This window comes from Mycolicibacterium smegmatis, from assembly GCF_001457595.1.
GTDB lineage: Bacteria > Actinomycetota > Actinomycetes > Mycobacteriales > Mycobacteriaceae > Mycobacterium > Mycobacterium smegmatis.
The window spans coordinates 474,407-499,509 of the sequence record NZ_LN831039.1 but is presented as its reverse complement, the minus strand read 5'-3'; the positions used below and the strand labels follow the sequence as shown (position 1 = coordinate 499,509).

Below are 25,103 nucleotides of genomic sequence, written 5' to 3'. Positions count from 1 at the left end.
AACATCCGGTCAGCGAGTGGCGCGGACGTGCTCACGCAGGTTGTCACGTAGCTTCGCGATGCCCTTCTGCATGATCCGCATCTCGTCGACGGTCAAGCCGGTGGCCGACGCGAGCTCCAACTCGAACGACTGTTCACGCAGTGCACGGCCGGCCTCGGTCAGGCTGACGACGACCTGACGCTCGTCGTCGGGATCCCGACGCCTGGTCACGTATCCCAGCGACTCGAGCTTCTTGAGGATCGGGGTCAGGGTGTTGGACTCCAGGAACAGCTTCTCACCCAGGCTGCTCACGGTCTGATGATCCTGGTCGTACAACGCCACGATCGCGATGTACTGCGTGTAGGTGATGCCGCGCTGGTCCAGCAGCGGCTTGTAGGCCTTTCCGAACGCGAGGTTGGCCGAGTAGATCGAGAAGCACAGGAAGTCGGCCAGGTTCAGACGCGCGGGGGTCATGAACCGAGTGTACCGAAATTGAATCGCATGCGATTCAATCGGACGGGATTGACAGAGGCTGTTTCGATGTTAGGGTCTGACGTATCCGATTAAATCGGATGCGACTTATATGAACAGGAGACGGTAATGACCACTTCCACCGACAACGTGCTGTACACGGCCAAGACCCACACCACCGGTGGGCGGCAGGGCGAGTCGTTCAGTTCCGACGGCAACCTCGACATCCAGCTGACCCCGCCGGGCGGCAAAGGCTCCGGCACCAACCCCGAGCAGCTTTTCGCCGCGGGGTGGTCGGCGTGCTTCCTGAGCGCCATGGGTGTCACCGCACCCAAGCACAACGTGAAGCTGCCGGCTGACACTGCGGTGGACGCCGAAGTGGACCTGCTCAACACCGACGGCGAGTTCTCGCTGCGGGCGCGTCTCAACGTCACCATCCCGGGCGTGGACCAGGCGACCGCGCAGGCCATCGTCGACGACGCCCACCAGGTGTGCCCCTACTCCAAGGCCACCCGCGGCAACATCGACGTCACGGTCACTGCAGCCTGATACGGCCTGACACACCCCCGAACGCATCGAGCGGCCACGTGAACACACCGTGGCCGCTCGATCGCTGTGTGCCAACTACTCCTTCATGTCCAGCACCGGGGTCGGCCGCTGGAATCCGCGGGTGACGCCCGCAAGCCACACGAAACCGATCGCGAGCCAGCACAACCCGATGATGAGCGCGAGGCCGTCGAGGCTGAACCACAGCCACACCGTCAACGCGAAACCGATCAGCGGCAGCACCAGGCTGTTGATCACCTGCGCACCCGCACGTTCGCGGTGGTCGACGAAGTAGTGCTTGATGGCCGACAGGTTGACCGCCGAGAACGCCACCAGCGCACCGAAGCTGATCACCGAAGCCAGGATTCCCAGGTCGATCACGATGGCCAGCAGCGAGATCACCGCGACCGCCAGGATCGCGTAAACCGGGGTGGAGAACCTCGGAGACACGTGCCCGAAGAAGGGGCGCGGCAGCACTCCGTCGCGTCCCATCGCGTAGAGGATGCGCGCCACCGAAGCCTGCGACGTGATCGCCGAACCGGTCGCTCCCGCGACGTAGGCGGCCGTGAAGAACACCTGCAGGAAGTTTCCGCCCGCGGTCATCATCACGTCCAGCGAACCGGAGTCGACGTCGCTGAACTCGTTGGAGGGGAACACCACCTGCGCCATGTACGAGAGCACCACGAAGATCAGGCCCGACGCCAACGTCGCGATCATGATCGCCCGCGGGACGGTTCGTTTCGGATCCTTGGCCTCCTCGGACAACGTCGAGACCGCGTCGAAGCCGAGGAACGACAGGCACAGGATCGCCGCGCCGGCCAGCACAGGGCTGAATCCGGGTGCGGTGCCGTCACCGGTGAACGGCGCCGCCAGATCCACAGTGCCGTAACTGAACACCTTCGAGGTGGCCAGTATGAGGAACGCGACGATGAAGATCGCCTGGACCGCGATGATGACGAAGTTCGCGCGCGCCACCGACACGATGCCGACGACGTTGAGCACCGTCACGACCGCGATCGCGATGAGGATGAACACCCACGCCGGTATCGCCGGGATCGCCGCCGACAGATAGAGGCCGATCACCAGATAGTTGATCATCGGCAGGAACAGGTAGTCGAGCAGCAGCGACCAACCGGCGAGGAACCCGACCGGAGCGCCGAACGACTTCTGCGTGTAGGTGTAAGCCGACCCGGCAACCGGATAGGCCACCGACATGCGGGCGTACGACCGTGCCGTGAACACCATGGCGGCCAACGTCACCAGGTAGGAGAGCGGCACCCGCCCACCCGAGGTCTGGGTGACGATGCCGTAGGTGGTGAACACCGTGAGCGGCACCATGTACACCAGGCCGAACAGCACCAGGGACGGCAGCCCCAGTGCCCGTTTGAGATGACCTTCGGCCACCTCCGCGGTATTCGACATCTGCGCTCCTCTCAATCCGCAGCCGTGTGAACCGGTCTGCCCTGCAGGTAGGTGGCACGTACGCCAACCGCGGGAAGCTCCAGCGGCGGGACGGTGCGGGGGTCGCGATCCAGCCACACCAGATCCGCGCTGGCACCGGGAACGATTCGGCCCCAAGTCTTCTCGGCGAACGCCTGGTAGGCGACCGCACCGGTGTACGACGCCAGAGCCGCTTCGGGAGGCAGGATCTCGTGCGGCGTCCATCCGCCTTCCGGCTCGCCGTCGGCGGTGCGGCGCGACACCGCGACGGCGATGCCGTCCAGCGGCGCACCCGACGACACCGGCCAGTCCGAACCGAACGCCAACGCGGCGCCGGAATCCTCCAGGCTGCGGATGCGGTACTGCTTCTGGGCACGCTCGACGCCGAGACGGGGGATTGTCAGCACGGTCATCAACGCGTCCATCTGCGCCCACAGCGGCTGCATGTTGGGGATGACACCCAGTTCGGCGAAGCGGCCGAGATCGGCGTCGTCGACCAACTGGGCGTGCGCGATCACCGGCCTGCGGTCGCGCGGACCGTTCTGCCGCACAACGTATTCGATCGCGTCGAGGGCCTGGCGCACCGCGGCGTCGCCGATCGCGTGGATGTGGATCTGCAAGCCGAGATCGTCCACCCGCCGGGCGGCCTGCGCCAGCGAGTCCCCCTCCCACACCTGCATGCCGTGCGAGTGCAGGCCTGAGCAGTACGGTGCGAGCAGGGCGCCGGTCTCGTTCTCCACCACGCCGTCGGCGAAGAACTTCACGGTCTGCGCCGTCAACAGGTCAGATCCCGCGTCCCGCACGCGATCCCGCGCGGCGGCGTACTGCGTGACCTGCTCGTCGAAATGCCGTGGATCGGCGTAGAAGGCCAGGTTGAACCGCATCCGCAACGCGCCCTGCTGCGCGGCGGCCACGTACGTGTCCACGTCGGCGGGCTCGACCCACGCGTCCTGCACCCACGTGACACCGCGGGCCAGGTAATAGTCGGCGGCGGTGGAAAGCGCCCCGATCCGCACCGACTCATCACGTGCGGGCATCACCGCGGAAACGAGATCGGTTGCACCCCATTCACGCAACGTGCCCAGCGGGGATCCGTCGGCCCGGCGCGGGATCTCCCCCATCACCGGATCGGGCGTGTCCGCGGTGATGCCTGCGCGCTGCAGCGCCGCCGAGTTCACCCAGAACGTGTGGTAGTCCCATGCCCGCAGCACCACCGGGCGGTCCGGTACCACGGCGTCGAGCCAGCGTGCGTCGAACAGACCGTCGGACGCGAGGCTGCCGTCGTAGGACGCGCCGACGATCCACTCCTGCTCGGGGTGGGCGTCGGCGTACTCCTTGACCGCGGCGACGATCTCGTCGACCGATTTGCCCTTGCGCACCGCGGGACCGGCGGATTCGAGGCCACCGTAGAGCGGGTGGGCGTGGCCGTCGCCGAACGACGGCATGAGGAAACCGCCTTCGAGATCCACCTCGACATCGGCGGATCCGGCCTTGGCCTCGTCGCCGACGGCCTGCACGACGCCGCCCGAGATCAGCAGGGCGTCGGTGGTCGTGTCCCCGTCAGGACTCCAGATCACGCCGTTGCGGAAGAGGGTGGATGAATTCACGGTCGGCACAATACGCTCGCTCATGAGACCTTTCCGCGGGGTGCCGGTTGTTGCTGGGTGATGCAGTGGATGCCCCCGCCACGGGCGAACAGCCCACGGGCGTCGACGCTCACCACCTCGCGGCCCGGATACTGCTCGGCCAGGATCGCCGCGGCGTCGGCGTCGCGCGGATCGCCGAACGCACACGCGATCACACCGCCGTTGACGACGAGGTGGTTGATGTAGCTGTAGTCGACATGACCTTCGGCGTCGGTGAGGGTGTCCGGCGCGGGCATTTCCACGATGTCGAAGCGGGCGGACTCCTCGAGTACGGCACGGATTTCCTTGCACACCAGGCTGTCCGGATGAGATTCCGCACGCTGTGTGTGCAGCAGCAGACGACCCGGAGCCGGGATGGCCGCGACGATGTCGACATGCCCGCGGGTACCGAAACGCTCGCTGTCGCGGGTCAGGCCGCGGGGCAGCCACACGAAGTCGGTGCCGCCGATGGTACGGGCCAGTTCTCGTTCCACCTGCTCCCTGGTGAGCCCTGGATTGCGGCCCGGGTCGAGTTGCACGGTTTCGGTGAGCAGCACGGTGCCGTTGCCGTCGACCTGGATTCCGCCGCCCTCGTTGACAAGTGCGGACGAGACGACGGGCACCGAAGCCAGTTCGGCCACCGTCACACCGATCTCGGCGTCGCGGTCCCACCGTGCCCAGTCCTGACCGCCCCAGCCGTTGAACGTCCAGTCGACCGCGGCCACCGAGCCGTCGGCGGCGTGCACGAACGTGGGCCCGATGTCACGCATCCAGGCGTCGTTCAGTGGTGCCTCGACAAGCTCGACATCCCGTGACACATATCTTCTCGCCGCGCCGATCTCGGCGGGATCGACGAGCATCGTGACGGGTTCGAACTGCGTGATCGCATGGGCGACCGCGGCCCACGTGGACCGCGCCTCGTGCCGGTCGGCCTCGGTGTCACCGAGTGAGTAACCCTCGCACGGGAACGCCATCCACACCCGGTCCTGCGGTGCGCCCTCGCCGGGCATGACATATGAGCCCACGGGGGCCTACTTCACCACGGGCGTGGCCGCATGCCCCGCCCCGTAGGGATGGTCGGGGTCCACAGGCTCGGTCAGCGAACCGTAGCTCTCGGGCCTGCGGGTGAGCAGGAACGGGAACAGCTCCAACCAGTCGCGGCGCTGATCGAGATCGAGATCGGCCACCAGGACCGCTTCCTCGTCGCGTGGCGCGGAGACCAGAACCCGCCCGAACGGGTCGGAGATGAACGACGAGCCGTAGAAGGACAGACTGCCCTCGTCACCGGTGCGGTTGGGCACCACCATGAACAACCCGCTGCTGATGCCGTTGGCGACGATGACCTGCTGCCACAGCGGCTGGGTGTCGAAGTCCGGGAACACCGGCTCCGACCCGATCGCCGTCGGGTAGACGACGATCTCCGCACCGCCCAGCGAGTAGCTGCGGGCCACCTCGGGGAACCATTCGTCCCAGCACGTGGGCAGCCCGATGCGCGCGCCGAGCCCTTCGGGGCTGTACACCGGATAAGGGTCGCCATCCGAGGGCCGGGCCGGGCCCGGACGAAAATACGTGTCCTCGTAGTAACCGGCCGAGATCGGGATGTGCATCTTGCGGGTGCGCCCCACCAGTTCACCCTCGGGCGACACCAGGATGGCGGTGTTGTACCCGAGACCGTCTGCGGCCGGGGCTTTTTCGTACAGCGACGCGTGGACGAAGATGCCGTTGGCGCGCGCGGCCTCGGCGGCCAGTTCGAATGTGGGCCCACCGGTGAGGTCCTCGGCCGCGTCTCCCGGGTTCGGGCCCGCGGGCGTGTCCGCCGGGTACCGCAGCAGGGTGATCTCGGGCAGGAAGACCGCCGTCGCCCCCTCCCCCGCGGCGCGGTCGATGCCCTCGCGCAGCACTTTGACCAGCTCGCCGGCGTCGGGTCGCCAGCGGTGCTGCACCAGACCCACCCGCAGCGGGGGCCGCTGCGAGACCGTGGTGCGCGACAGCGACTCGGGGGCGGTGGCGGTCAGGGTGATCATCATGCTCCTAAAACGAATGAGATTCGTTTATTGTGTGGCGTGGACCACGAGTTGTAAAGCGCTAGGTCACAACAAGGGAGAATCCGGCCATGGGTCGTCCATCCACACCGATACTGTCGACCGACCGGATCGCCACTGCGGCACTGGATCTCGTCAACGCCACGGGTGGCTTCACCATCCCCGAACTGGCCCGCAGGCTCAAGGTCAGTCCGTCGTCGCTCTACAACCACGTGGCAGGTCGCGAACAGATCGTCGAACTCCTGCGCGAACGCGCGATGTCCGAGGTCAACCTGCCCGACCTCGACACCGACCGGCCGTGGAGCGACGTGGTGGCCGACATCATGCGTTCCTACCGGCGCAGCTTCGCGCGCTACCCGCGGCTGATCCCGCTTCTCACGATCCACGCCGTCAACAGCACGCAGGCGTTCCGCATGTACAACGCACTGGCGGTCACCCTCGGCCGTGCCGGCTTCAGCGCCGCGGATTCGCTGCGCATCATCACGCTGATCGACAACTACGTGCTGGGCTCGGCGCTCGACCTCGCCGCGCCCGATGAACCGTGGGAATCCGGCACCGAGGTGGGGCCCGAACTGGCCGCCGCGCTGGCCACGGGCGCACCCAAGCCTGCCCGCGCCGACGACGCCTTCGAGTTCGGTCTCGTCGTCCTTCTGCGGGGCCTGACCAACCCGTAATGTGCACGTGTGGACGACAACACGCTCCTGACGCAATTACAGACCGACGTGCTCGCCATCCAGTCGTATGCCCTCGGTGAAGACGCCGACCTCGCGCGTGCGGTACCGACCTGCCCGGGTTGGACGGTCGTCGATTTGCTGGGCCACCTGTGGTCGATCGAGTCCTGGGTACGCCAGATCCTGCGCACCCGCGAGTTGGCGGAGGAACCGCAACCGCAGGACGAGCCCACCCAGGCCGTCGCCGATTTCCTCGACGGCATCCCCGACTACCTCACCGCGATGCGGGCGGTCGACGCCGATGAACCGTGCTGGGGCTTCGGGCCGAAGCCCCGGCTCGCAGGTTTCTGGATCCGCCGCCAGGCCCACGAACACGCCGTACACCACGCGGACCTGCAGCACGCGGTCGGCGCCGACCCCGTCGGCCTCGCCCCGGAGTTCTGCGCCGACGGCGTCGACGAGGTCCTGACCGTGTTCTACCCGCGCCAGGTGCGCTTCGGCCGTACCGAACCGGTGGCCGCACCCATCCTGTTCCGCACCGCCGACACCGAGCACACGTGGACGGTCGGCGGGACCGAGCCGAGCGAACCGGTGGCGACGGTGACCGCATCGGCCGAGGACCTCTACCTCGGATTGTGGAAGCGGCGCGACCTGCTCGAGACGGCGAAGGTCGAGGGTGACACCGCGGCCGTAGGGCAAGCACTCAACGTCGCGCTGACCCCTTGAATCGCGGTGATCGCAATTCTTCAATCCGGAGCATCGCCTTCTTAACCTGACGCGCGTGAACCGCGTGAATGAGGACTGGCTCGCCGTGATCGTCGGTCTCGCACTGCTGGGACTGGTCCTGGCCGGGGCCGTCCCGGGGAGTGTGATCCCGTGACCGAGCAGCGCACCGAAGAACAGTCCGGGCAGTCGGGGCAGCCACGGCAGTCGGGCCAGTCCGCGCTCGGTTACGCCGTCGCAGGCGTCCTCGTCGTCGTCGCACTCGGGGCGGCCACCAAGTTTCTCGAGGCCCAGGTGCCCCAGTGGTTCGCGGGCACGTCGTTCGCCAAGGCCGCGAAGTCGATCGAATTCCCGGTGTACGCAATCGCTCTGGGGTTGATCGGCAATGCGATCCTGTCCAAGCTCGCGCTGCGCGACGCGCTGTCGCGCGGATTCCGCACCGAGTTCTTCATCAAGACCGGCCTGGTGCTGCTGGGCGCGTCCATCAACCTCAAGGTGCTGGTCACCGCGGCGGGCCCGGCCATCATCCAGGCACTGTTGCTCATCTCGATCGTGTTCGGGTTCACCTGGTGGCTGGGTGGCAGGCTCGGCCTGGAGGACAAACTGCGCGCGTTGCTGGCATCCGCGGTGTCGATCTGCGGGGTGAGCGCGGCGATCGCGGCCGCAGGTGCGGTGCAGGCGAAGAAGGAACAACTGGCCTATGCCGCCTCGCTGGTGATCGTCTTCGCCCTGCCCTCGATCTTCCTGTTGCCGTGGCTGGCAGACGTGTTCGGCCTGTCCGACGCCGTCGCCGGCGCGTGGATCGGCGGCAACATCGACACCACCGCGGCCGTCGCAGCGTCCGGCGCGATCGCGGGTGAGGATGCGCTGCAGATCGCGACGATCGTCAAGACCACGCAGAACGCGCTGATCGGTTTCGTCGCGATTGCGCTCACGGCCTACTTCGCGCTCAAGGTCGAACGCAGGACAGCCGCCGATGCGCGCCCGTCACTGAGCCAATTCTGGGACCGTTTCCCGAAATTCGTGCTGGGCTTCATCGCCGCCTCGATCATCGGCACGCTGTACCTGCAGTTCGCCGCGGACGGCAAGGCCGCCATCGCGACGGTCAACGATCTGCGGAACTGGTTCCTGATCTTCGCGTTCGTGGCGATCGGGCTGGAGTTCTCCGCACGCGGACTGCGTGAGGCAGGCTGGCGGCCGATCGCGGTGTTCGCGTCGGCGACTGTCGTCAACATCGTCGTCGCACTGGGACTCGCCACCGTGTTGTTCGGCAGCTTCACCCTGGACTGACCGTACGCTGGCGAAGTGCCGAGACCACTGACCCGACGCGGGTTTCTGGCGGTGACCGCCGGATTGGCACTCGTGGCCGCGTGCAGCACCGACAAACCCGGCGAAGTCGCCGACGACGGATCGGTCACCGTCCGCCACGCCTTCGGCGACACCACGATCCCCGGCCCGCCCCAGCGTGTGGTGAGCGCCGGTCTCACCGAGCAGGACGACCTGCTCGCGGTCGGGGTCGTGCCGATCGCGGTGACCGACTGGTTCGGTGGTGAACCGTTCGGCGTATGGCCTTGGGCGCAACGGCAACTCGCCGGGGCGCAGCCCACCGTGCTCAACCTCGACAACGGCATCCCGGTCGAGGAGATCGCGGCACTGAAACCGGATCTCATCGTCGCCACCAACGCGGGCCTGGACGCCGACACCTACGCGAAGCTGTCCGAGATCGCTCCGACGGTCGCGCAGACCGGCTCCGAGGCGTTCTTCGAACCGTGGAAGGACCAGGCCACGATCATCGGTCAGGCGGTGTTCAAGAACGCCGAGATGACCGAGCTGATCAAATCGGTCGACGACAGGTTCACCACCGTGAAGACCGATCACCCGCAATTCTCCGGCAAGAAGGCACTCCTGCTGGGCGGCACGTTGTACCGCGGCGGTGTGCAGGCCACGCCGCCGGGATGGCGCACCGACTTCCTCACGCAGATGGGCCTGACGGTGCCCGAGGTGCCCGCGTTGATCCCCCGCGACGAGATCGCCTCGGTGCTCGACGGCGCCGACGTGCTGATTTGGACGACCGAGAGCGATCAGGACCGCGATGCGTTGCTGGCGGACCCCATCGTCGCTCAACTCGCGGCCACGAGGCGTGATCGGAACATCTTCACCACCAAGGAGCTCGCGGGAGCCATCGCCTTCGCCTCGCCGCTGTCCTATCCCGTCGTCGCCGATCAACTGCCGCCGGAGTTGGCCCGCGTGCTGGGATGAGCACGGCCTGAGAAGATAGGCCGAGTGAGCATTCCCGAACCCGAGCACCGCGGCACCGCCTCCGTCGGATCGGCCTACTATCCGATGTTCGTCGCGGTCTTCACGGCCCTGGTGATCATCTCCAACGTCACCGCCACCAAAGGCGTGGCGTTCGGACCGATCATCACCGACGGCGGGTTCATCGTGTTCCCGCTGACCTACGTGATCGGCGACGTGCTGTCGGAGGTGTACGGCTTCAAGGCCGCACGTCGCGCGATCCTGCTCGGTTTCGCGATGAACGCGCTGGCCGCGCTCGCGTTCTGGGTCACCGTCTATCTGCCCGCGGCCGACTTCTACACCAATCAGGAGCACTTCGAGAACGTCGTCGGCGCCTACACACAGCTGATCGTCGCCGGCCTGGCCGGGTTCCTCGTCGGGCAGACCATCAACGCCTGGGTCGTCGTCGCCATCAAACAGCGGACCAAGGAGAAACATCTCTGGGCGCGCCTGATCGGATCGACGTTCGCCGGTCAGCTCGGCGACACGCTGGTGTTCTGTGCGATCGCCGCGGGTGCGATCGGCATCTCGACATTCGGCGACTTCGTGACCTACACCGCGCTCGGCTGGTTCTACAAGACCGCCGTAGAGGTGCTCATGCTGCCGGTGACCTACCGCGTCATCGCGTTCGTCAAGCGCTCCGAACCCACGTATCAGGTCGCCGTGTGAGGCTTCGGTAAGGCAGCTCTGGCAAGGCTCACAGAGCCGTACCGTTCTTAGCTACCCGCGGGTAGTTTCGGGTCATGAGTGTGGCATCAGAAGTGATGGACCCCATGACCCTGGGCACCGTCCACAATTACGGCGATCAGGCGCTGCTTCTGGAGTTCGACAGCACCGCCGAGGTGCTGGCGTGGACCGAGACCCTGCGGGAGGCCGAACTCCTCGGGGTGGTCGACATCGTCCCCGCCGCGCGCACGGTGCTGGTCAAGCTGGCCGGGCCGCGTTATCAGGCACCCACCCGCCAACGGCTGGGCAAGCTGCGGGTGCGCCCCGAGGCGATCACCCACCAGCCACCGGGCGACCGTGTCGACGTGACCATCGACGTCGTCTACGACGGCGCCGACCTGCACGAGGTCGCGAGCCTGACCGGGATGACCCCGGCACAGGTGATCGCGGCGCACACCGGCACCCCGTGGCGGGTCGGGTTCTGTGGCTTCGCACCGGGTTTCGCGTACCTGGTCGACGGCGACGCACGCCTGCAGGTACCCCGCCGTGCCGAACCGCGCACGTCGGTCCCCGCGGGCGCGGTGGCGCTCGCCGGTGAGTTCAGCGGCGTGTACCCCCGCCAGTCGCCGGGCGGCTGGCAGCTGATCGGGCACACCGACGCGGTGATGTTCGACGTCAACCGAGACAAGCCGGCACTGCTCACCCCTGGCATGTGGGTGCAGTTCCGGGCCGTCGGCTAGAACGGGAGGGCGATCATGGGCACGACACTGGAAGTGCTGCGCACCGGGCCACTTGCGCTGGTCGAGGACCTGGGCAGGCCGGGACTGGCCCACATGGGTGTCACCCGGTCGGGTGCCGCCGACCGCCGGTCCCACACGCTGGCCAACCGCCTCGTGGCCAACCCCGGTGAGAGCGCCACCATCGAAGTGACCTTCGGGGGATTCTCGGCACGCGTGTGTGGCGGTGACGTGGCGATCGCGGTCACCGGCGCCGACACCGATCCCGCGGTCAACGGAATCCCGTTCGGCACCAACAGCATTCACCATGTCCACGACGGCCAGGTGATCTCTCTGGGCGCGCCGCATTCCGGACTGCGCAGCTACCTGGCGGTGCGGGGCGGCATCGACGTCACCCCGGTTCTCGGCTCACGCAGCTACGACGTCATGTCGGCGATCGGGCCGTCGCCCCTGCGACCCGGTGACGTGCTTCCCGTCGGCGAGCACACCGACGAGTTTCCCGAACTCGATCAGGCGCCGGTCGCCGCGATCGCCGACGACGTCGTGGAGCTGCAGGTGGTTCCGGGGCCGCGCGACGACTGGTTCGTCGACCCCGACATCCTCGTACGCACCAACTGGCTGGTCACCAACCGCAGCGACCGGGTGGGGATGCGTCTGGTGGGTATGCCACTGGAGTACCGCGACCCCAACCGCCAGCTGCCCAGCGAGGGCGCGACGCGCGGCGCGATCCAGGTGCCGCCCAACGGTTTTCCCGTGATCTTGGGTCCTGACCACCCGGTGACCGGCGGATACCCGGTGATCGGCGTGGTCACCGAGGAGGACATCGACAAGCTGGGGCAGGTGCGGCCGGGTCAGACCGTACGACTGCACTGGGCCTACCCCCGGCGACCGTTCGAGACCTGACGGCGGCACCCGTCGGTGGTACAACGAAGGTGTGCTCACCCAGCATGTCAGTGAGGCTCGCACGCGCGGTGCGATCCACACCGCGCGTCTGATCCACACCTCCGATCTGGACCAGGAAACCCGCGACGGCGCGCGCCGCATGGTGATCGAGGCGTTCCGCGATCCGTCCGGAGACAGTGATCTCACCGACGATTTCACCGACGACGACTGGGACCACGCGCTCGGTGGCATGCACGCGCTGATCTCTCACCACGGTGCGCTCATCGCGCACGGCGCCGTCGTCCAACGTCGGTTGATGTACCGGGGACCCGACGGTAGAGGTCACGCGCTGCGCTGCGGTTACGTCGAGGCCGTCGCGGTGCGCGAGGACCGGCGGGGCGACGGTCTGGGCACCGCCGTGCTCGACGCGCTCGAGCAGGTGATCCGCGGCGCCTATCAGATCGGCGCGCTGAGCGCGTCGGACATCGCCCGGCCGATGTACATTGCCAGGGGCTGGCTGCCGTGGGAGGGTCCGACATCGGTGCTGACCCCCACCGAGGGCATCGTTCGCACCCCTGAGGACGACCGGTCGCTGTTCGTCCTGCCGGTCGATCTCCCGGACGGCCTCGAGTTGGACACCGCGCGCGAGATCACGTGCGATTGGCGATCCGGCGACCCCTGGTGACCGCGTAACGGCTTTCTCACACCTGCCCGCCGATCCAGGTGAGCGGAATTTCACGGCCGGGTCATCGCGCGCAGTGTCGGGGCAATAATCGCTTTCTAGCGTGCTCGCATGCCCACTCTGCTCAAGCCGAAGCGCATCACGAACTGGGATCCCGAGGACGTCGTGGCCTGGGAGGCCGGCAACAAGTACGTCGCACGTCGCAACCTGATCTGGTCGGTGGTCGCCGAGCACATCGGCTTCTCCATCTGGTCGATCTGGTCGGTGATGGTGCTGTTCATGCCCGAGGCCGTCTACGGGTTCTCGGCGGGTGACAAGTTCCTGCTCGGGGCCACGGCCACCCTGGTCGGGTCGTGCCTGCGCATCCCGTACACGCTGGCCACCGCGACGTTCGGCGGTCGCAACTGGACGGTGTTCTCCGCACTCGTGCTGCTGATCCCGACCGTGATGACCGTCGTGTTGATGGCCAACCCGGGCCTGCCGCTGTGGCCGTACCTGGTGTGCGCCGCGCTGGCCGGCTTCGGCGGGGGCAACTTCGCGTCGTCGATGACCAACATCAACGCCTTCTACCCGCAGCGGCTCAAGGGCTGGGCGCTGGGACTCAACGCGGGCGGGGGCAACATCGGCGTCCCGATGATCCAGTTGGTGGGCCTGTTCGTGATCGCGACGGCGGGCAACCGGGCCCCGTACTGGGTGTGCGCGGTCTACCTGGTCGCCCTTGCCGTGGCGGGCCTGGGCGCGGCGCTGTACATGGACAACCTCGAGCATCACAAGATCGATCTCGGTGCCATGAAAGCGATTCTGGGCGAACGGGATACGTGGATCATCTCGTTGCTCTACATCGGCACGTTCGGATCGTTCATCGGGTTCGCGTTCGCGTTCGGCCAGGTGTTGCAGATCAACTTCATCTCCGGCGGCCAGACCCCGGCTCAGGCGTCGCTGCACGCCGCGCAGATCGCCTTCATCGGTCCGCTGCTGGGCTCCCTGTCGCGGGTGTACGGCGGCAAGCTCGCCGACCGCATCGGCGGCGGGCGGGTCACCCTGGCGGTGTTCGCCGGGATGATCCTGGGCGCCGGTCTGCTGGTCGCGGTCAGCACGGTCTCCGACGGCAGCAGCGAGGCCGCCACCGGACTGATGATGGGCGGCTACGTCGTCGGTTTCATCGCGCTGTTCCTGCTCAGCGGTATCGGCAACGGTTCGGTGTACAAGATGATCCCGTCGATCTTCGAGGCGCGCAGCCACTCGCTGGACGTCAGCGAGGACGAGCGCAGGCACTGGTCGCGGTCGATGTCCGGTGCGCTCATCGGCTTCGCGGGTGCGGTCGGGGCGCTGGGCGGCGTGGGGATCAACATGGCGTTGCGGCAGTCCTACCTATCCAGCGGTTCGGCGACCACCGCGTTCTGGATCTTCCTGGCGTTCTACGTGCTGGCGTCGGTGGTGACCTGGTTCTGCTACGTGCGCCGCCCCGCTGCGATGCCGGTCACAGGGACCGAGCGACACGCCCCAGCAATCGCGGGGTAACGCCGTGGAAACAGAGCCTGCCTACACAGGAAGCATGCGTGAGCCCGACTGGGCACCCCTCACCGGATTCCGGGTGGCGGTGACCTCCGCCCGACGAGCCGATGAACTGTGCGCCCTGCTGCGCAGGAGGGGCGCGACGGTGACCAGCGCGCCCGCGATCACCATGGTGCCGCTGCCCGACGACGACGAACTGCGGGCACACACCGAGTCGTTGATCACCGACCCGCCCGACATCGTCGTCGCCACCACCGGCATCGGGTTGCGGGGGTGGATCGCCGCAGCCGACGGCTGGGGCCTGGCCGGCGAGCTGACCGAGGCGCTGGGCAAGGCTCGCATCGTGTCCAGGGGGCCGAAGGCCACGGGGGCACTACGGGCCGCCGGGTTGCCGGAGGAGTGGTCGCCGGACTCCGAATCCTCCCGCGAGGTGGTCCGCTACCTCGTCGAGCACGGCGTCGACGGCCGGCGCATCGCCGTGCAACTCCACGGCGCCACCGACGACTGGGATCCGTTCCCTGAGTTCCTCGACGAGCTGCGTGTCGCGGGTGCAGAGGTGGTGCCGATCCGTGTCTACCGGTGGCATCCCGCCCCACCGGGCGGCGAGTTCGACCAACTCGTCGCAGGCATCGCCGAACGGCGCTTCGACGCAGTCAGTTTCACCTCGGCCCCGGCCGTCGCCTCGGTGCTGATGAGAGCCACCGAGTTGGGACTGACCGAGCAGGTGGTCTCCGCGCTGCGCACCGACGTCCACGCGATGTGCGTCGGACCGGTCACGGCGCGTCCGCTCGTGCGCCTCGGCATTCCCACGTCGGCGCCCGAGCGCATGCGGTTGGGCGCACTGGCCCGCCACATCACCGACGAGTTGCCCCTGCTGCAGTCCCGTACGTTGCGGGTCGCGGGTCACCTCCTCGAGATCCGAGGGACCTGCGTGCTGGTGGACGGCGTGGTCAAGTCGCTGTCCCCCGCGGGTATGGCCACCATCCGGGCGCTCGCGCACCGGCCCGGCGCGGTGGTGTCACGTTTCGATCTGCTGGGCGCGCTGCCCGGCAGCGGGACCGACACCCACGCCGTCGAGACCGCGGTGCTGCGCCTTCGAACTGCATTGGGAGACAAGAGCATCGTGTCCACCGTGGTGAAAAGGGGTTATCGGCTGGCGGTCGACGACACCGACACAGAGATGGCACGCGCGTTATGAGCCTGCTGCTGGTGGCGCACGGCACCCGCAAACCCGGTGGGGTCGCGATGATCGCCGATCTCGCCGAGCGGGTGGCCGAACAGCTCGAACGAAGTGTCCAGGTCGCATTCGTCGACGTATTGGGCCCGACCCCACGGGACGTGCTGGACACCATGCCGGCCGATCGGCCGGTGGTGCTGGTGCCCGCATTCCTCGCCGCCGGGTATCACGTGCGCGTCGACGTTCCTGCTCATGTGTCGGCCAGCGGCCATCCGCTCGTCACGGTCACCCCGCCGCTCGGACCCTGTCACGGGACCGTCCGGGTGCTCGCCGATCGGCTCGTCGAATCCGGGTGGCAGCCGGGCGACGCGGTGATCCTGGCCGCAGCCGGCACCTCGGACCCGTACGCACAGTCCGATCTGCGCCGGACCGCCGCGATGCTGTCAGCCGTTACCGGCGACCGCGTAGAGCTGGCCTACGCCGCCACCGGCGCTCCGAGGATCGCCGACGCCGTCGCGGCGCAGCGCCGCCGCAGCGACCGCCGCATAGTCGTGGCTTCCTATCTGCTCGCCGAGGGTCTTTTCCAGGATCGGCTGCGTGAGGCCGGCGCCGACCTGGTAACCGCTCCACTGGGCACCCACGGGGGCATGGTCCGGCTCGTCGCGAACCGGTTCCGCCGGGCCGGCGTTCTCAGCCTGCCTGCTGCGGCGTGAGGCGACGACGCGTGCCGCGGCTTGCGCCGCAAACGGCGCGGTGAACACCGTGAGCAAAATCAGGATTCCGCCGCCCGCCACCGACATGGCGGCCATTCTGCGCTGACCGACGATTTCGGCACACTGCCCTTTGTAATCGCTGGTGGCAAACACCGGTCCGACGAGCGTGAACTGATCGTGGTTCAGCAGGTCTTCCTTCGCGGCGACCCGGTAGTCCGGGTTCAGCGCGGTGCCACACGGAATCGGCGAACCGGCGCGGTCGACGGCACTCAGGCCGAGTGGCATTGCTGCAGCAATCAGAGCCCCCAGCACTGCCGCAGTGCCGACCAGGTTCAGAAACGAACGCCCCAACATCCCTCTTCAGCCTTTTGTCATCGATCTACCCTGAGGCGATGATAAACACCGCCAGCGAACAAATCTAGTTAGCCAGTCATGAGGGACATCACGGGCTTCCAACGTTCGCCCTGCCGGGATTCCCAGGAATACGGCGTCTCAAACACCGGTTGTTCTGGTATTTACTCAGGCAATTAATTGACGGATGCGCCGGTTCCAGGGTCCGGAACAGGGCGGTTGCGGGTTGCCGACTTGAACTCAGCTATCGTGTCCACGATCGTTCGACATTTTGTGGGGGTAAGACTTCGGTGCAGCACACAACACCGGCCAGCGCGGCGCGCAACCGCAGCCGAACCGGCAGCGCCAGTGCCTGATCCGACGCCGGCCGAGCGGCTACGACAGCAACTGATGGCAGTGTTGAGCGATACGAGACAGTCGAAGTCCACCGCGCAACTGCGCGATGACGTACGCGAGAGGTTCGGCGATCCGGTCGTGATCGAGGCCGTGTACCGCAACCTGACGGTGCTGGAGCGCCGCGGCGACGTACGCCGCAGCAAATCCTCCGGGCGCGACACACACTGGCTTGCCGCCAGTGAGCACATCGGCTGACCGGGCGGCAGTGCTCAGGCGATCTCCACGAAACCGTCGGCGGAGATCCTCGTCCGGTACACCGGCAGCGACACCTCGGGATCGTCGAGGCAGACCCCGTCGACGAGCGCGAACGCCTGCTTCTTGATGGGCGACTGCACCGTCAGGCAGCCGCCGCGGTCACCGGTGATCCCACGCGACATCACCGCGGCGCCCGAGAACGGGTCGATGTTGCCGATGGCGTGCACCGAACCGTCATCCAGCTTGAACAAGGCGGCCTGCGATCCGTCGGCCAACAGCACCGCGACACCGCGTCCCGGTATGAGGAAGTCGTAGGCACACGCCCTGGTCCACTCCGAGTGTGTCTGGGCGACAACGTCCTTACGATCGTCGGTCAGCGTCATGACATCTCCTGTAGTGGCCGGATCGTGGGCATTCCGATGGATACCGGACGCAGGTCGGGAACCTTGCGTCCGCTGCGCTCGGTGAACGAGACGGTCGGATCGGGGGTGTCGGGCGCATTGACGAACGAGACGAAACGCGCGAGCTTGTCAGGGTCTTGCAGCACGCCTTTCCACTCGCAGGCGTAACCCTCGACGTGGCGGGCCATCGCGGCCTCGAACTCCTCGGCCAGGCCGAGCGAATCGTCGCACACGACATCGCGGAGGTGATCGATGCCGCCGTCGAGGGCCTCGACCCACGGCGCCGTGCGTTGCAACCGGTCCGCCGTGCGGATGTAAAACATGAGGAACCGGTCGATGTAGCGGATCAGGGTCTCGTCGTCGAGATCGCCCGCCAGCAGTTGCGCATGCCGCGGCGTCATGCCGCCGTTGCCGCCGACGTAGAGGTTCCACCCACTGTCGGTCGCGATGACGCCGACGTCCTTGCCACGGGCCTCGGCACACTCGCGTGCACAACCCGAAACACCCATCTTGATCTTGTGCGGTGCGCGCAGACCGCGGTACCGCAACTCGAGGTTGATGGCCATCTGGACCGAATCCTGTTGTCCGTAGCGGCACCAGTCACTCCCCACGCAACTCTTCACAGTGCGCAGCGATTTGCCGTAGGCATGGCCGGACTCCATGCCGCCTTCGACCAGTCGTCGCCAGATCTCGGGCAACTGCTCGACCCGCGCGCCGAACATGTCGATGCGCTGGCCGCCGGTGATCTTGGTGTAGAGGCCGAAATCCCTTGCGATCTCGCCGATCAGGATCAGCTGTTCGGGCGTGATGTCTCCGCCGGGCACGCGGGGCACCACCGAGTAGCTGCCGTTGCGTTGGATGTTGGCCAGGAAGTGGTCGTTGCTGTCCTGCAGCGCGGCCTGCTCACCGTCGAGGATGTGGTCCGAACTCGTCGATGCCAGGATCGACGCGATCGTGGGTTTGCAGATGTCGCAACCTTTTCCGGTGCCGAAGCGCTCGATCAGCCCCGAGAAGGTGCGGATCTCGGTGGCCGAGATGATCTCGAACAACTCGGCGCGTGACTGGCTGAAGTGCTCGCACAGCGCCTTGGACTGCTCCACCCCCTGGGCCTCGAGGAGTTGCTTGAGCAGCGGAACACAGGACCCGCACGACGTACCGGCCAGCGTGCACTTCTTGAGGTCGGCGACATCGCAGCATCCGCCGGCGATGGCCTCGGTCAGGTCCCCCTTCGTGACGTTGTTGCACGAGCAGATCTGTGCGATGTCCGGCAGCGCCCCCACACCGAGGCCGGGAGCGTCGCCGCCGGTGGTCGGGGCGATCAGCGCCAGCGGGTCACCGGGCAGCTCACTGGCGACCATGGGCCGCAGCACGCCGTAGGCCGAGGCGTCACCGACCAGGATGCCGCCCAGCAGGGTCTTGGCGTCATCGGAGAGCACCAGTTTGGCGTAGGTCTGCTTGACCGGGTCGTTGACCACCACCTCAAGGCAGTTCGGTGTGATCCCCTTGGCATCACCGAAACTCGCGACGTCGACACCGAGCAGCTTGAGCTTGGTCGACATGTCCGCGCCGGGGAACTCGGCCGAGCCGCCGAGCAGGCGGTCGGCGACCACCTCGGCCGTGGTGTAACCCGGTGCCACCAGGCCGTAGCAGCGACCATCGACGGCGGCCACCTCGCCGATCGCATAGATGTTGGGATCACTTGTCACACAATTCGAATCGGTGAGCACGCCGCCACGCTGCGCCATGTCCAGGCCGGCCTCGCGGGCCAGTTCGTCGCGAGGACGCACGCCGGCGGCGAAGATCACCACGCCCGCGTCGATCGCGGTGCCGTCGTCGAGCGATACCCGCAGCGAGTCGTCGATCTCGGACCTGCGCAGTGGCTTGCGCTTCTGCGCCGGTGCGATGCTCTGGGTGCTCACCGCGGTGTGCACCTCGATACCGAGGTCGCGCATCATCCGGTTGAGCAGCACACCGCCGGCCTCGTCGAGCTGGGCCGCCATCAGATGTGGAGACATCTCCAGGACGTGCGTGCGCAGGCCGAACTGTCGTAGCGCGTTCGCCGCCTCCAGGCCGAGCAGACCGCCGCCGATCACCACACCGACCGGTGACTTCGACTTCGAGGCGTTGGCCGCGCTGGCGCGGATCGCGTCGAGATCGTCCAGGGTGCGGTACACGTGGCACCCCGGCAGGTCGCGCCCCGGCACCGGCGGGACGAACGCATACGAACCGGTCGCCAGCACCAGCGCGTCGTAGGAGAAGGTGCAGCCGTCGGCCGTGCGAACCGTCCGGGCCGGCCGGTCGATCTCGACCACCGCGGACCCCAGATGCAGCTCCACGAGGTCGTCGCCGGCGTACTCGTTGCCGGGTAACGCGAGCAGGGACCGGTCCCAATGCTCGGTGTACCCGGTGAGCCCCACGCGGTCGTAGGCGGCCTCGCGCTCCTCGCCCAGCACCGTCACACGCCAGGACCCCTCGGTATCCCTGGCGCGCAACGCCTCGACGAAGCGGTGCCCCACCATGCCGTGGCCGACGACGACGACGTTTCTCGTTGACTGCATAGGGCGAGGCTAGGAACCCGATATTGCCGCGATGTCGCGCTGTGTGAAGCCCCCATCACGGTGTGCTCACGTCATCGGCAACGCACATGTGAGGTCACCGACCGGTGAGCTCCGGACCGCAGTCAGGCTACAACCGCCGGGTCAGCACTGCCTGCGCAGCGACCGTCCGATCACGCGCGCCGCCTCCTCGAACCGGTCGGGCTCCGGCCCGGAGAAGTTCAGGCGCAGATATCGCCCGGACGGCTCGGCGGGGAACCACTCCGTGCCCGCCGCGACGAGGACCTTGTCGGCCTCGCAGTCACGGACGAGCCGGTCGAGGTCGGTCTGGTCGGGAAGGCGTAACCACAGGTGCAGGCCGCCGTGCGGAACCTGTTCGAGGTGAGCGGCATCCACGTGCTCGGCCAGGCACGACACCATGAGGTCACGTCGTTGCCGCAGTTGTGCACGCAGGTCGCGCAGGTGGCTGCGCCAGGCCGGCTGTGTCACGACGTCGAGCACCGCGGCCTGCAACACACCGCTGACATACATCGACTCGGCGCCCCGGTCGGCGACGATGCGCTCCAGCACGGGTCCGCGCGCGATGACGGCCGCCACCCGCATCGCCGGTGAGACGCTCTTGGTGAGCGACCGCAGGTAGATGACGTGGCCGTCGTCGTCGTGCGCGGCAACTGGTCGCGCCGTGGAGTCGATACCGAAATCGTGTGCCCAGTCGTCGTCGATCAGGAACGCCTTGCGGGCACGGACGACATCGAGAATCTGTTCGACGCGCTCGGTACCCCATTGCGCCCCTGTGGGATTGGCAAAGTTGGGTTGCGCGTAGAACACCCTGGCGCCGGTGTCGTCGAACGCACGCGCGAGCTCGTCGGGGTCGGGACCGTCCACACCGCTGGGCACCGGCACAACGCGGACACCGGCTTGCGCGGCCGCGATGATCGCACCCCAGTAGGTGGGTGACTCGATGAGCAGCGGCTGCCCGTGCCCCACCAGCGCACGAAACGCGGAGCTGAGCCCGCTCTGACTGCCGGGCAGCACGACCACGTCGCGAGGTCCCGGCGCCGATCTGCCCGCGGGTACGGCTTCGGCGAGCTCCTGCGCGAACCACGCCTGCAGATCGGGCAGGCCCGTGACGGCCGAGCGGCTCAGCGCCGCCTCGCTGCGCGCTGCCCTGGTGAGTGCAGCGCGCACCAACCGCTGCGGCAGCAGTTCCCGCGCAGGATATCCGGAGTGCAGCGCTACCGCATCGGGCGCACCGTAACGCATGGGTGCCGACAGAACCGGGATCCGTGCGCGGGGCGAGCCGAGCGCCGCGGTCTGCCATGCGTAGTCGGGTGGACGCGACGAACGGCTGACCCGCACGAAAGTACCTACGCCGGGCCGTGTTTCGATGAGCCCTAGCCCTCGTAGCGTCCGCATCGCGCTGGCGACGGTCACCGGACTGGCGCCATACTGCGCGACGAGGGCGCGGTTGGACGGCAACTGCGCACCGGGCGGCGCACCGGCGATCCACTGGCGCATCCCGCGCACGATTCGCTCGGTGCTATCGTTGTCCATGTCAGATGAGAGTAGCGCTACTGCGCTTCTGTCGCCCGCGCTATCCCGCGCGGGCCTGGGCTGGGGTTTCCTGGGCGTTGCGGCGTTCTCGTTCACGGTGATCTTCACGCGCGTTGCCCTCGGCGGCCTCTCGCCCCTGTTCATCGGGGCCGGACGCGCCGTCGTCGCGGCCGCGCTGGCAGCTGCGGCGCTCACGTTCACCCGAGCGGCGCTGCCGCAGGGCAGGCAGTGGCTGCGCCTCGGTGTGGTCGCCGCGGGAGTGGTGGCCGGGTTTCCGCTGCTGACGTCGTACGCGCTGACCACAGTCCCCGCGACGCACGGGGCCGTGGTGATCGCCCTGCTGCCCGCCGCCACGGCCGTCGCCGCGGTGCTGCGGTGTCGTGAGCATCCGCCGCTGGCATTCTGGGCCGCGGCGGGCGCCGGGGCCCTCGCGGCGGTGGTGTTCGCGATGTTGCACGGCGGCGGCGTGGGCCAGTTGCACTGGGCTGACCTGTTGCTGTTCGGCGCCGTGATCGCCGCGGCGATCGGGTATGCCGAAGGAGGCCTGCTGGCAAGGGAACTCGGCTCGTGGCAGACCGTCTCATGGGCGCTCGTGGTGGCAGCGCCGGTGATGGTGGCGCTGACCGCGGCGGCCGTCGTCGACCGCCCGCCGCAGGCAGGCGCGGGCGAGTGGGCCGCCTTCGGTTACCTGGCCGCGGTCAGCATGTTCCTCGGGTTTTTCGCGTGGTACCGCGGCCTGGCCATCGGGCCGATGGCCCAGGTGAGTCAGGTCCAACTTGTCCAACCCGTGCTGACCATCTGCTGGGCCGCGCTGTTGTTGCACGAAAGCCTCACGTGGACAACGGCGTGCGGCGGCGCGGCCGTGGTCGCCTCGGCCGGGTTCGCGGTACGGATGCGGCGTTCGCCGAGAGCGAACTCCCACGCGGGAACATGAGCGTGGTCGACTCAAGTTATGAGAGGTGACAGACCGGCACGGGGCCGGTCGAGAAGACGAGAAAGGGAGGCACAACGATGAGCACGCTGATGAAGACGCCCGCGGTGTGGACCCGGCCCGCCTGGCAGCTCGACAATTGGGTGCGGGACTTCTTCGGCCCGGCCACCACCGACGACTGGTTCAAGGGATTCACCCCGGCCGCCGAGGTCACAAGAGACGGTGAGGACGCCGTGGTGTCCGTCGAACTCCCCGGTGTGGATGTCGGCAAGGACGTCAACGTCGAGGTCGACCGCGGCCGGTTGGTCATCCACGGCGAGCGACGTGACGAACGCTCCGAGGAATCCGACGGCCGCACCTACAGTGAGGTCCGCTACGGCTCCTTCCGCCGTGAGTTCAAGCTGCCCGCGCACGTCACGGGCGACGCGGTCACCGCGTCCTACGACGCAGGCGTACTGAAGGTACGGGTCGCCGGTGCCTACGCGGGCGAGCAGCCTCAGCGCATCGCGATCGAGAGCCGGTAACCGCACTCCTCGGCAACATCCGGATCCGAAAGAACCGGTGGCACCCCCGTGGTGCCACCGGTTTTCGCGTTCCGGGCTCAGATCTTCGCGAGGGTGACCGTGGAGTACACGTCACCGCGGACCCCGCCCGGGACCGGCGGCCCCTCGACGACGACCCACGCCTGGCGCGCCCCCGGCTCGCGGCGGCCGGTGATCGTGGTCGACCCGTTGCCCGCGAAATCGGCGAACATCGTGGCGGTCGCCACCCCGGGATCTCCCGGATTGCAGGGCGCCACCGACGGCCGCGGCAACTGGATCAGCCGGACCCGGTAGGTCGTGTTGGGGCGCAGGGTCTGCATACGCACGTCGGCGCGTACGGTGCCGTCGCCGACGGACCCGATCTCGACGGCGCCGGAACCGGTTCCGTTGCCGCGGCCCATCAAGAACTGCTCGACCACGAAGTCGCACTGACGGATCACGTTCTGCAGCGGGATCATCTCAAGGCCCGACGCCGAAGACCCCGGATCGGCCGCCGCCATGGGAGCGACCGCCGCCATTGCCAACACAGCCGTCACGGGCGCCGAGGCCGCCGCACACATCCTGTGGCCAACCATGCACAGCATCTTGCCAGCCGGAAGCACTTGACATGCCGAGTTGACCGGCAGAGCGCTGTTCGTCGCGTCAGGCCCAGAGCCCGAGGATTTCCTTCGCCTGCGCACCGAGCGCCCACTGCAGGAACGGCCCGAACGTGATGCGCCCGACCCCGAGCGCGGCGAGCGCGGCCTTGTCGGTGTCCTCGGGCGGCACGGTCACACTAACCGGCAGGGACACCGCGGAGGTGAACCGCGCCAATCCTTCCGGGTCCCGCAGTCCGGCGGGGAACAGCGAGTCGGCGCCGGCTGCGGCGGCCTCCGACATCCGCGCGATCGCGCGCTCGACGCGGTCGGCGTCGTCACCGTCGTTGCGCAGGAACAGGTCGGTACGCGCGTTGATCACCACGTGCACGCCCGCGGCATCGGCTGCCGCACGCAGTTGACCCACCAGTTCGGCGTGCTCGGTGGCCGTGCGCAGGCGCTTGCCCTCCTTGTGGACCGTGTCCTCGAGGTTGAAGCCGACCACCCCGGCGTCGAGCAGCCCTTCGATCAGCCGTTCGGGCGACTCACCGTATCCGGACTCGATGTCGACGGACACCGGGACCTCGACCGCCGCGGTGATCTGGCGGACCCGTGTCAGGAGATCCTCGAACGCCATGTTCTCGCCATCGGACTTGCCGATGGAGTCGGCCACCGGGTGGCTGCCGACCGTCAGCGCCGCGAAACCCGCGTCGACCGCCAGCCGGGCCGACCATGCGTCCCACACCGTGGGCAGCACACCGGGGTCACCGGGCCGGTGCAGTGCCAGCAGCGCTTCCGCCTTGGCCTCGAGCCCATCCGAGCGCGTGTTGCCCATGCAAACCCCCAGCCTTCCCGGCCCTCCACAGATGTCGCGAACCGAGGCTACAACCTTGCTGAGAAGGTGTCACCGGAGTTGTTTGCCTATCCGCGACACGGCCTGGCGCGACGCCTCGACACCGCCTTGCCGGAAGGGCACCGGGAATGCGCACCGCGCACCACGCCCCTCGCTGACGTGATGCGCGTCACGTTCGGATCGTGATGTGGCTACCATCGGTTGTCGTAATGTGATTCACGACACCCTTCAGCCCGAGGAGGTCACTTGTCCACCACGACAGAGTTCGCTGAGCTGCACAATCTGATCGGCGACATGCGCCGTTGCGTCACCACGCTGGCGGCCAAGTACGGGGACTCCCCGGCGATGCGTCGCGTCACGAACGACGCCGAACGCATCCTCAACGACATCGACCGCCTCGACATCGACGCCGAAGAACTCGAGATGCACCACGGCATCACCCGTACGAAACCGGGCACCGAGAAGATCCCGGTTCCCGACACACAGTACGGAACCGAGTTCTGGCAGGACGTCGCCGACGAGGGGCTCGGCGGATACCGCTGAGCCCGTGGGCGTTTGACGCCCACGCCGACAACTGAACCGCAGA

The 25,103-nt window shown here is 67.7% G+C and carries 26 protein-coding genes; 16 read left to right on the top strand and 10 right to left on the bottom strand.

The features are described from left to right. Positions 1-9: 9 nt before the first annotated feature. The gene (locus AT701_RS02095; RefSeq protein WP_058125058.1) at positions 10-453 is read right to left on the bottom strand and encodes a MarR family winged helix-turn-helix transcriptional regulator; all 444 of its coding nucleotides are present in this window, start codon (positions 451-453) and stop codon (positions 10-12) included. A 126-nt stretch (positions 454-579) separates the two neighbouring features. Between AT701_RS02095 and AT701_RS02090 the strand changes: the two genes are divergently transcribed. Beyond that, complete coding sequence (locus AT701_RS02090; protein WP_058125057.1) at positions 580-999, top strand: organic hydroperoxide resistance protein; 420 nt, start codon at positions 580-582, stop codon at positions 997-999. A gap of 75 nt (positions 1,000-1,074) precedes the next feature. On the opposite strand, the gene AT701_RS02085 is transcribed toward AT701_RS02090, so the two are convergent. Genes AT701_RS02085 through AT701_RS02070 form a run of 4 tightly spaced genes read right to left on the bottom strand, consistent with a single transcriptional unit; the run spans position 1,075 to position 6,085 of the window. Then, a complete protein-coding gene (locus tag AT701_RS02085) occupies positions 1,075-2,418 on the bottom strand; it encodes an APC family permease (protein ID WP_058125056.1) in 1,344 nt (447 codons plus the stop codon). An 11-nt stretch (positions 2,419-2,429) separates the two neighbouring features. Next, the gene (locus tag AT701_RS02080) at positions 2,430-4,067 is read right to left on the bottom strand and encodes an amidohydrolase (protein WP_058125055.1); all 1,638 of its coding nucleotides are present in this window, start codon (positions 4,065-4,067) and stop codon (positions 2,430-2,432) included. Next, positions 4,064-5,086, bottom strand: a complete 1,023-nt coding sequence (locus AT701_RS02075) for an agmatine deiminase family protein (protein ID WP_058125054.1) — start codon at positions 5,084-5,086, stop codon at positions 4,064-4,066. The genes AT701_RS02080 and AT701_RS02075 overlap by 4 nt, the downstream gene beginning before the upstream one ends. A 6-nt stretch (positions 5,087-5,092) precedes the next feature. Then, positions 5,093-6,085 carry a nitrilase-related carbon-nitrogen hydrolase gene (locus AT701_RS02070; RefSeq protein WP_058127502.1) on the bottom strand — a complete coding sequence of 331 codons (993 nt, stop codon included), beginning with the start codon at positions 6,083-6,085 and terminating at the stop codon, positions 5,093-5,095. Positions 6,086-6,174: 89 nt separating this feature from the next. On the opposite strand from AT701_RS02070, the gene AT701_RS02065 reads away from it, so the two are divergent. From AT701_RS02065 to AT701_RS02005, 12 genes are all read left to right on the top strand, one after another. Next, on the top strand, positions 6,175-6,777 hold the full coding sequence (locus AT701_RS02065; protein WP_058125053.1) for a TetR/AcrR family transcriptional regulator: 603 nt from the start codon (positions 6,175-6,177) through the stop codon (positions 6,775-6,777). Positions 6,778-6,786: 9 nt separating this feature from the next. Beyond that, the gene (locus AT701_RS02060; RefSeq protein WP_058125052.1) at positions 6,787-7,500 is read left to right on the top strand and encodes a maleylpyruvate isomerase family mycothiol-dependent enzyme; all 714 of its coding nucleotides are present in this window, start codon (positions 6,787-6,789) and stop codon (positions 7,498-7,500) included. 150 nt (positions 7,501-7,650) lie between these two features. Further along, positions 7,651-8,787: a YeiH family protein gene (locus tag AT701_RS02050; protein WP_058125050.1), complete on the top strand. Its 1,137-nt coding sequence runs from the start codon at positions 7,651-7,653 to the stop codon at positions 8,785-8,787. A 15-nt stretch (positions 8,788-8,802) separates the two neighbouring features. Further along, positions 8,803-9,756, top strand: coding sequence for an ABC transporter substrate-binding protein (locus AT701_RS02045; protein ID WP_058125049.1), 954 nt, complete (start codon positions 8,803-8,805; stop codon positions 9,754-9,756). 84 nt (positions 9,757-9,840) lie between these two features. After that, positions 9,841-10,461, top strand: coding sequence for a queuosine precursor transporter (locus tag AT701_RS02040; protein WP_223496069.1), 621 nt, complete (start codon positions 9,841-9,843; stop codon positions 10,459-10,461). 74 nt (positions 10,462-10,535) lie between these two features. Further along, the gene (locus tag AT701_RS02035) at positions 10,536-11,198 is read left to right on the top strand and encodes a 5-oxoprolinase subunit B family protein (RefSeq protein ID WP_029104243.1); all 663 of its coding nucleotides are present in this window, start codon (positions 10,536-10,538) and stop codon (positions 11,196-11,198) included. Positions 11,199-11,213: 15 nt separating this feature from the next. Continuing rightward, positions 11,214-12,098, top strand: a complete 885-nt coding sequence (locus AT701_RS02030; protein WP_058125048.1) for a 5-oxoprolinase/urea amidolyase family protein — start codon at positions 11,214-11,216, stop codon at positions 12,096-12,098. Between the two features lie 31 nt (positions 12,099-12,129). Beyond that, positions 12,130-12,762, top strand: coding sequence for an aminoglycoside N-acetyltransferase AAC(2')-Id (gene aac(2')-Id, locus AT701_RS02025; RefSeq protein ID WP_058125047.1), 633 nt, complete (start codon positions 12,130-12,132; stop codon positions 12,760-12,762). A 108-nt stretch (positions 12,763-12,870) separates the two neighbouring features. Continuing rightward, positions 12,871-14,280: a nitrate/nitrite transporter gene (locus AT701_RS02020; RefSeq protein ID WP_003891752.1), complete on the top strand. Its 1,410-nt coding sequence runs from the start codon at positions 12,871-12,873 to the stop codon at positions 14,278-14,280. Between the two features lie 34 nt (positions 14,281-14,314). Next, the gene (locus tag AT701_RS02015) at positions 14,315-15,472 is read left to right on the top strand and encodes a uroporphyrinogen-III synthase (protein WP_003891751.1); all 1,158 of its coding nucleotides are present in this window, start codon (positions 14,315-14,317) and stop codon (positions 15,470-15,472) included. Continuing rightward, the gene (locus AT701_RS02010; RefSeq protein ID WP_058125046.1) at positions 15,469-16,164 is read left to right on the top strand and encodes a sirohydrochlorin chelatase; all 696 of its coding nucleotides are present in this window, start codon (positions 15,469-15,471) and stop codon (positions 16,162-16,164) included. Before AT701_RS02015 ends, AT701_RS02010 begins: the two co-directional genes overlap by 4 nt. A gap of 750 nt (positions 16,165-16,914) precedes the next feature. After that, positions 16,915-17,106: a Fur family transcriptional regulator gene (locus AT701_RS02005; RefSeq protein ID WP_228096858.1), complete on the top strand. Its 192-nt coding sequence runs from the start codon at positions 16,915-16,917 to the stop codon at positions 17,104-17,106. Positions 17,107-17,120: 14 nt separating this feature from the next. On the opposite strand, the gene nirD is transcribed toward AT701_RS02005, so the two are convergent. The 3 genes from nirD to AT701_RS01990 all read right to left on the bottom strand — a co-directional run bounded on the left by nirD (position 17,121) and on the right by AT701_RS01990 (position 21,616). After that, positions 17,121-17,489, bottom strand: coding sequence for a nitrite reductase small subunit NirD (nirD, locus tag AT701_RS02000; protein WP_011726940.1), 369 nt, complete (start codon positions 17,487-17,489; stop codon positions 17,121-17,123). After that, complete coding sequence (gene nirB / locus AT701_RS01995; protein WP_011726939.1) at positions 17,486-20,065, bottom strand: nitrite reductase large subunit NirB; 2,580 nt, start codon at positions 20,063-20,065, stop codon at positions 17,486-17,488. Before nirB ends, nirD begins: the two co-directional genes overlap by 4 nt. 141 nt (positions 20,066-20,206) lie before the next feature. Further along, the gene (locus AT701_RS01990; RefSeq protein ID WP_081319334.1) at positions 20,207-21,616 is read right to left on the bottom strand and encodes an aminotransferase-like domain-containing protein; all 1,410 of its coding nucleotides are present in this window, start codon (positions 21,614-21,616) and stop codon (positions 20,207-20,209) included. Between AT701_RS01990 and AT701_RS01985 the strand changes: the two genes are divergently transcribed. Further along, on the top strand, positions 21,615-22,550 hold the full coding sequence (locus AT701_RS01985; RefSeq protein WP_058125045.1) for a DMT family transporter: 936 nt from the start codon (positions 21,615-21,617) through the stop codon (positions 22,548-22,550). The two genes, AT701_RS01990 and AT701_RS01985, sit on opposite strands and share 2 nt — an antisense overlap. A gap of 89 nt (positions 22,551-22,639) precedes the next feature. Next, positions 22,640-23,071 carry an Hsp20/alpha crystallin family protein gene (locus tag AT701_RS01980; protein WP_003891744.1) on the top strand — a complete coding sequence of 144 codons (432 nt, stop codon included), beginning with the start codon at positions 22,640-22,642 and terminating at the stop codon, positions 23,069-23,071. A 77-nt stretch (positions 23,072-23,148) separates the two neighbouring features. On the opposite strand, the gene AT701_RS01975 is transcribed toward AT701_RS01980, so the two are convergent. After that, entirely contained in the window at positions 23,149-23,664 is a 516-nt protein-coding gene (locus tag AT701_RS01975) for a hypothetical protein (protein ID WP_223495265.1), read from the bottom strand. Between the two features lie 67 nt (positions 23,665-23,731). After that, positions 23,732-24,499: an isocitrate lyase/PEP mutase family protein gene (locus tag AT701_RS01970; protein ID WP_003891742.1), complete on the bottom strand. Its 768-nt coding sequence runs from the start codon at positions 24,497-24,499 to the stop codon at positions 23,732-23,734. A gap of 264 nt (positions 24,500-24,763) precedes the next feature. Between AT701_RS01970 and AT701_RS01965 the strand changes: the two genes are divergently transcribed. Then, positions 24,764-25,060 (top strand): Rv0250c family protein, encoded by a 297-nt coding sequence (locus tag AT701_RS01965; protein WP_003891740.1) that lies wholly within the window; start codon positions 24,764-24,766, stop codon positions 25,058-25,060. Positions 25,061-25,103: the final 43 nt, after the last annotated feature.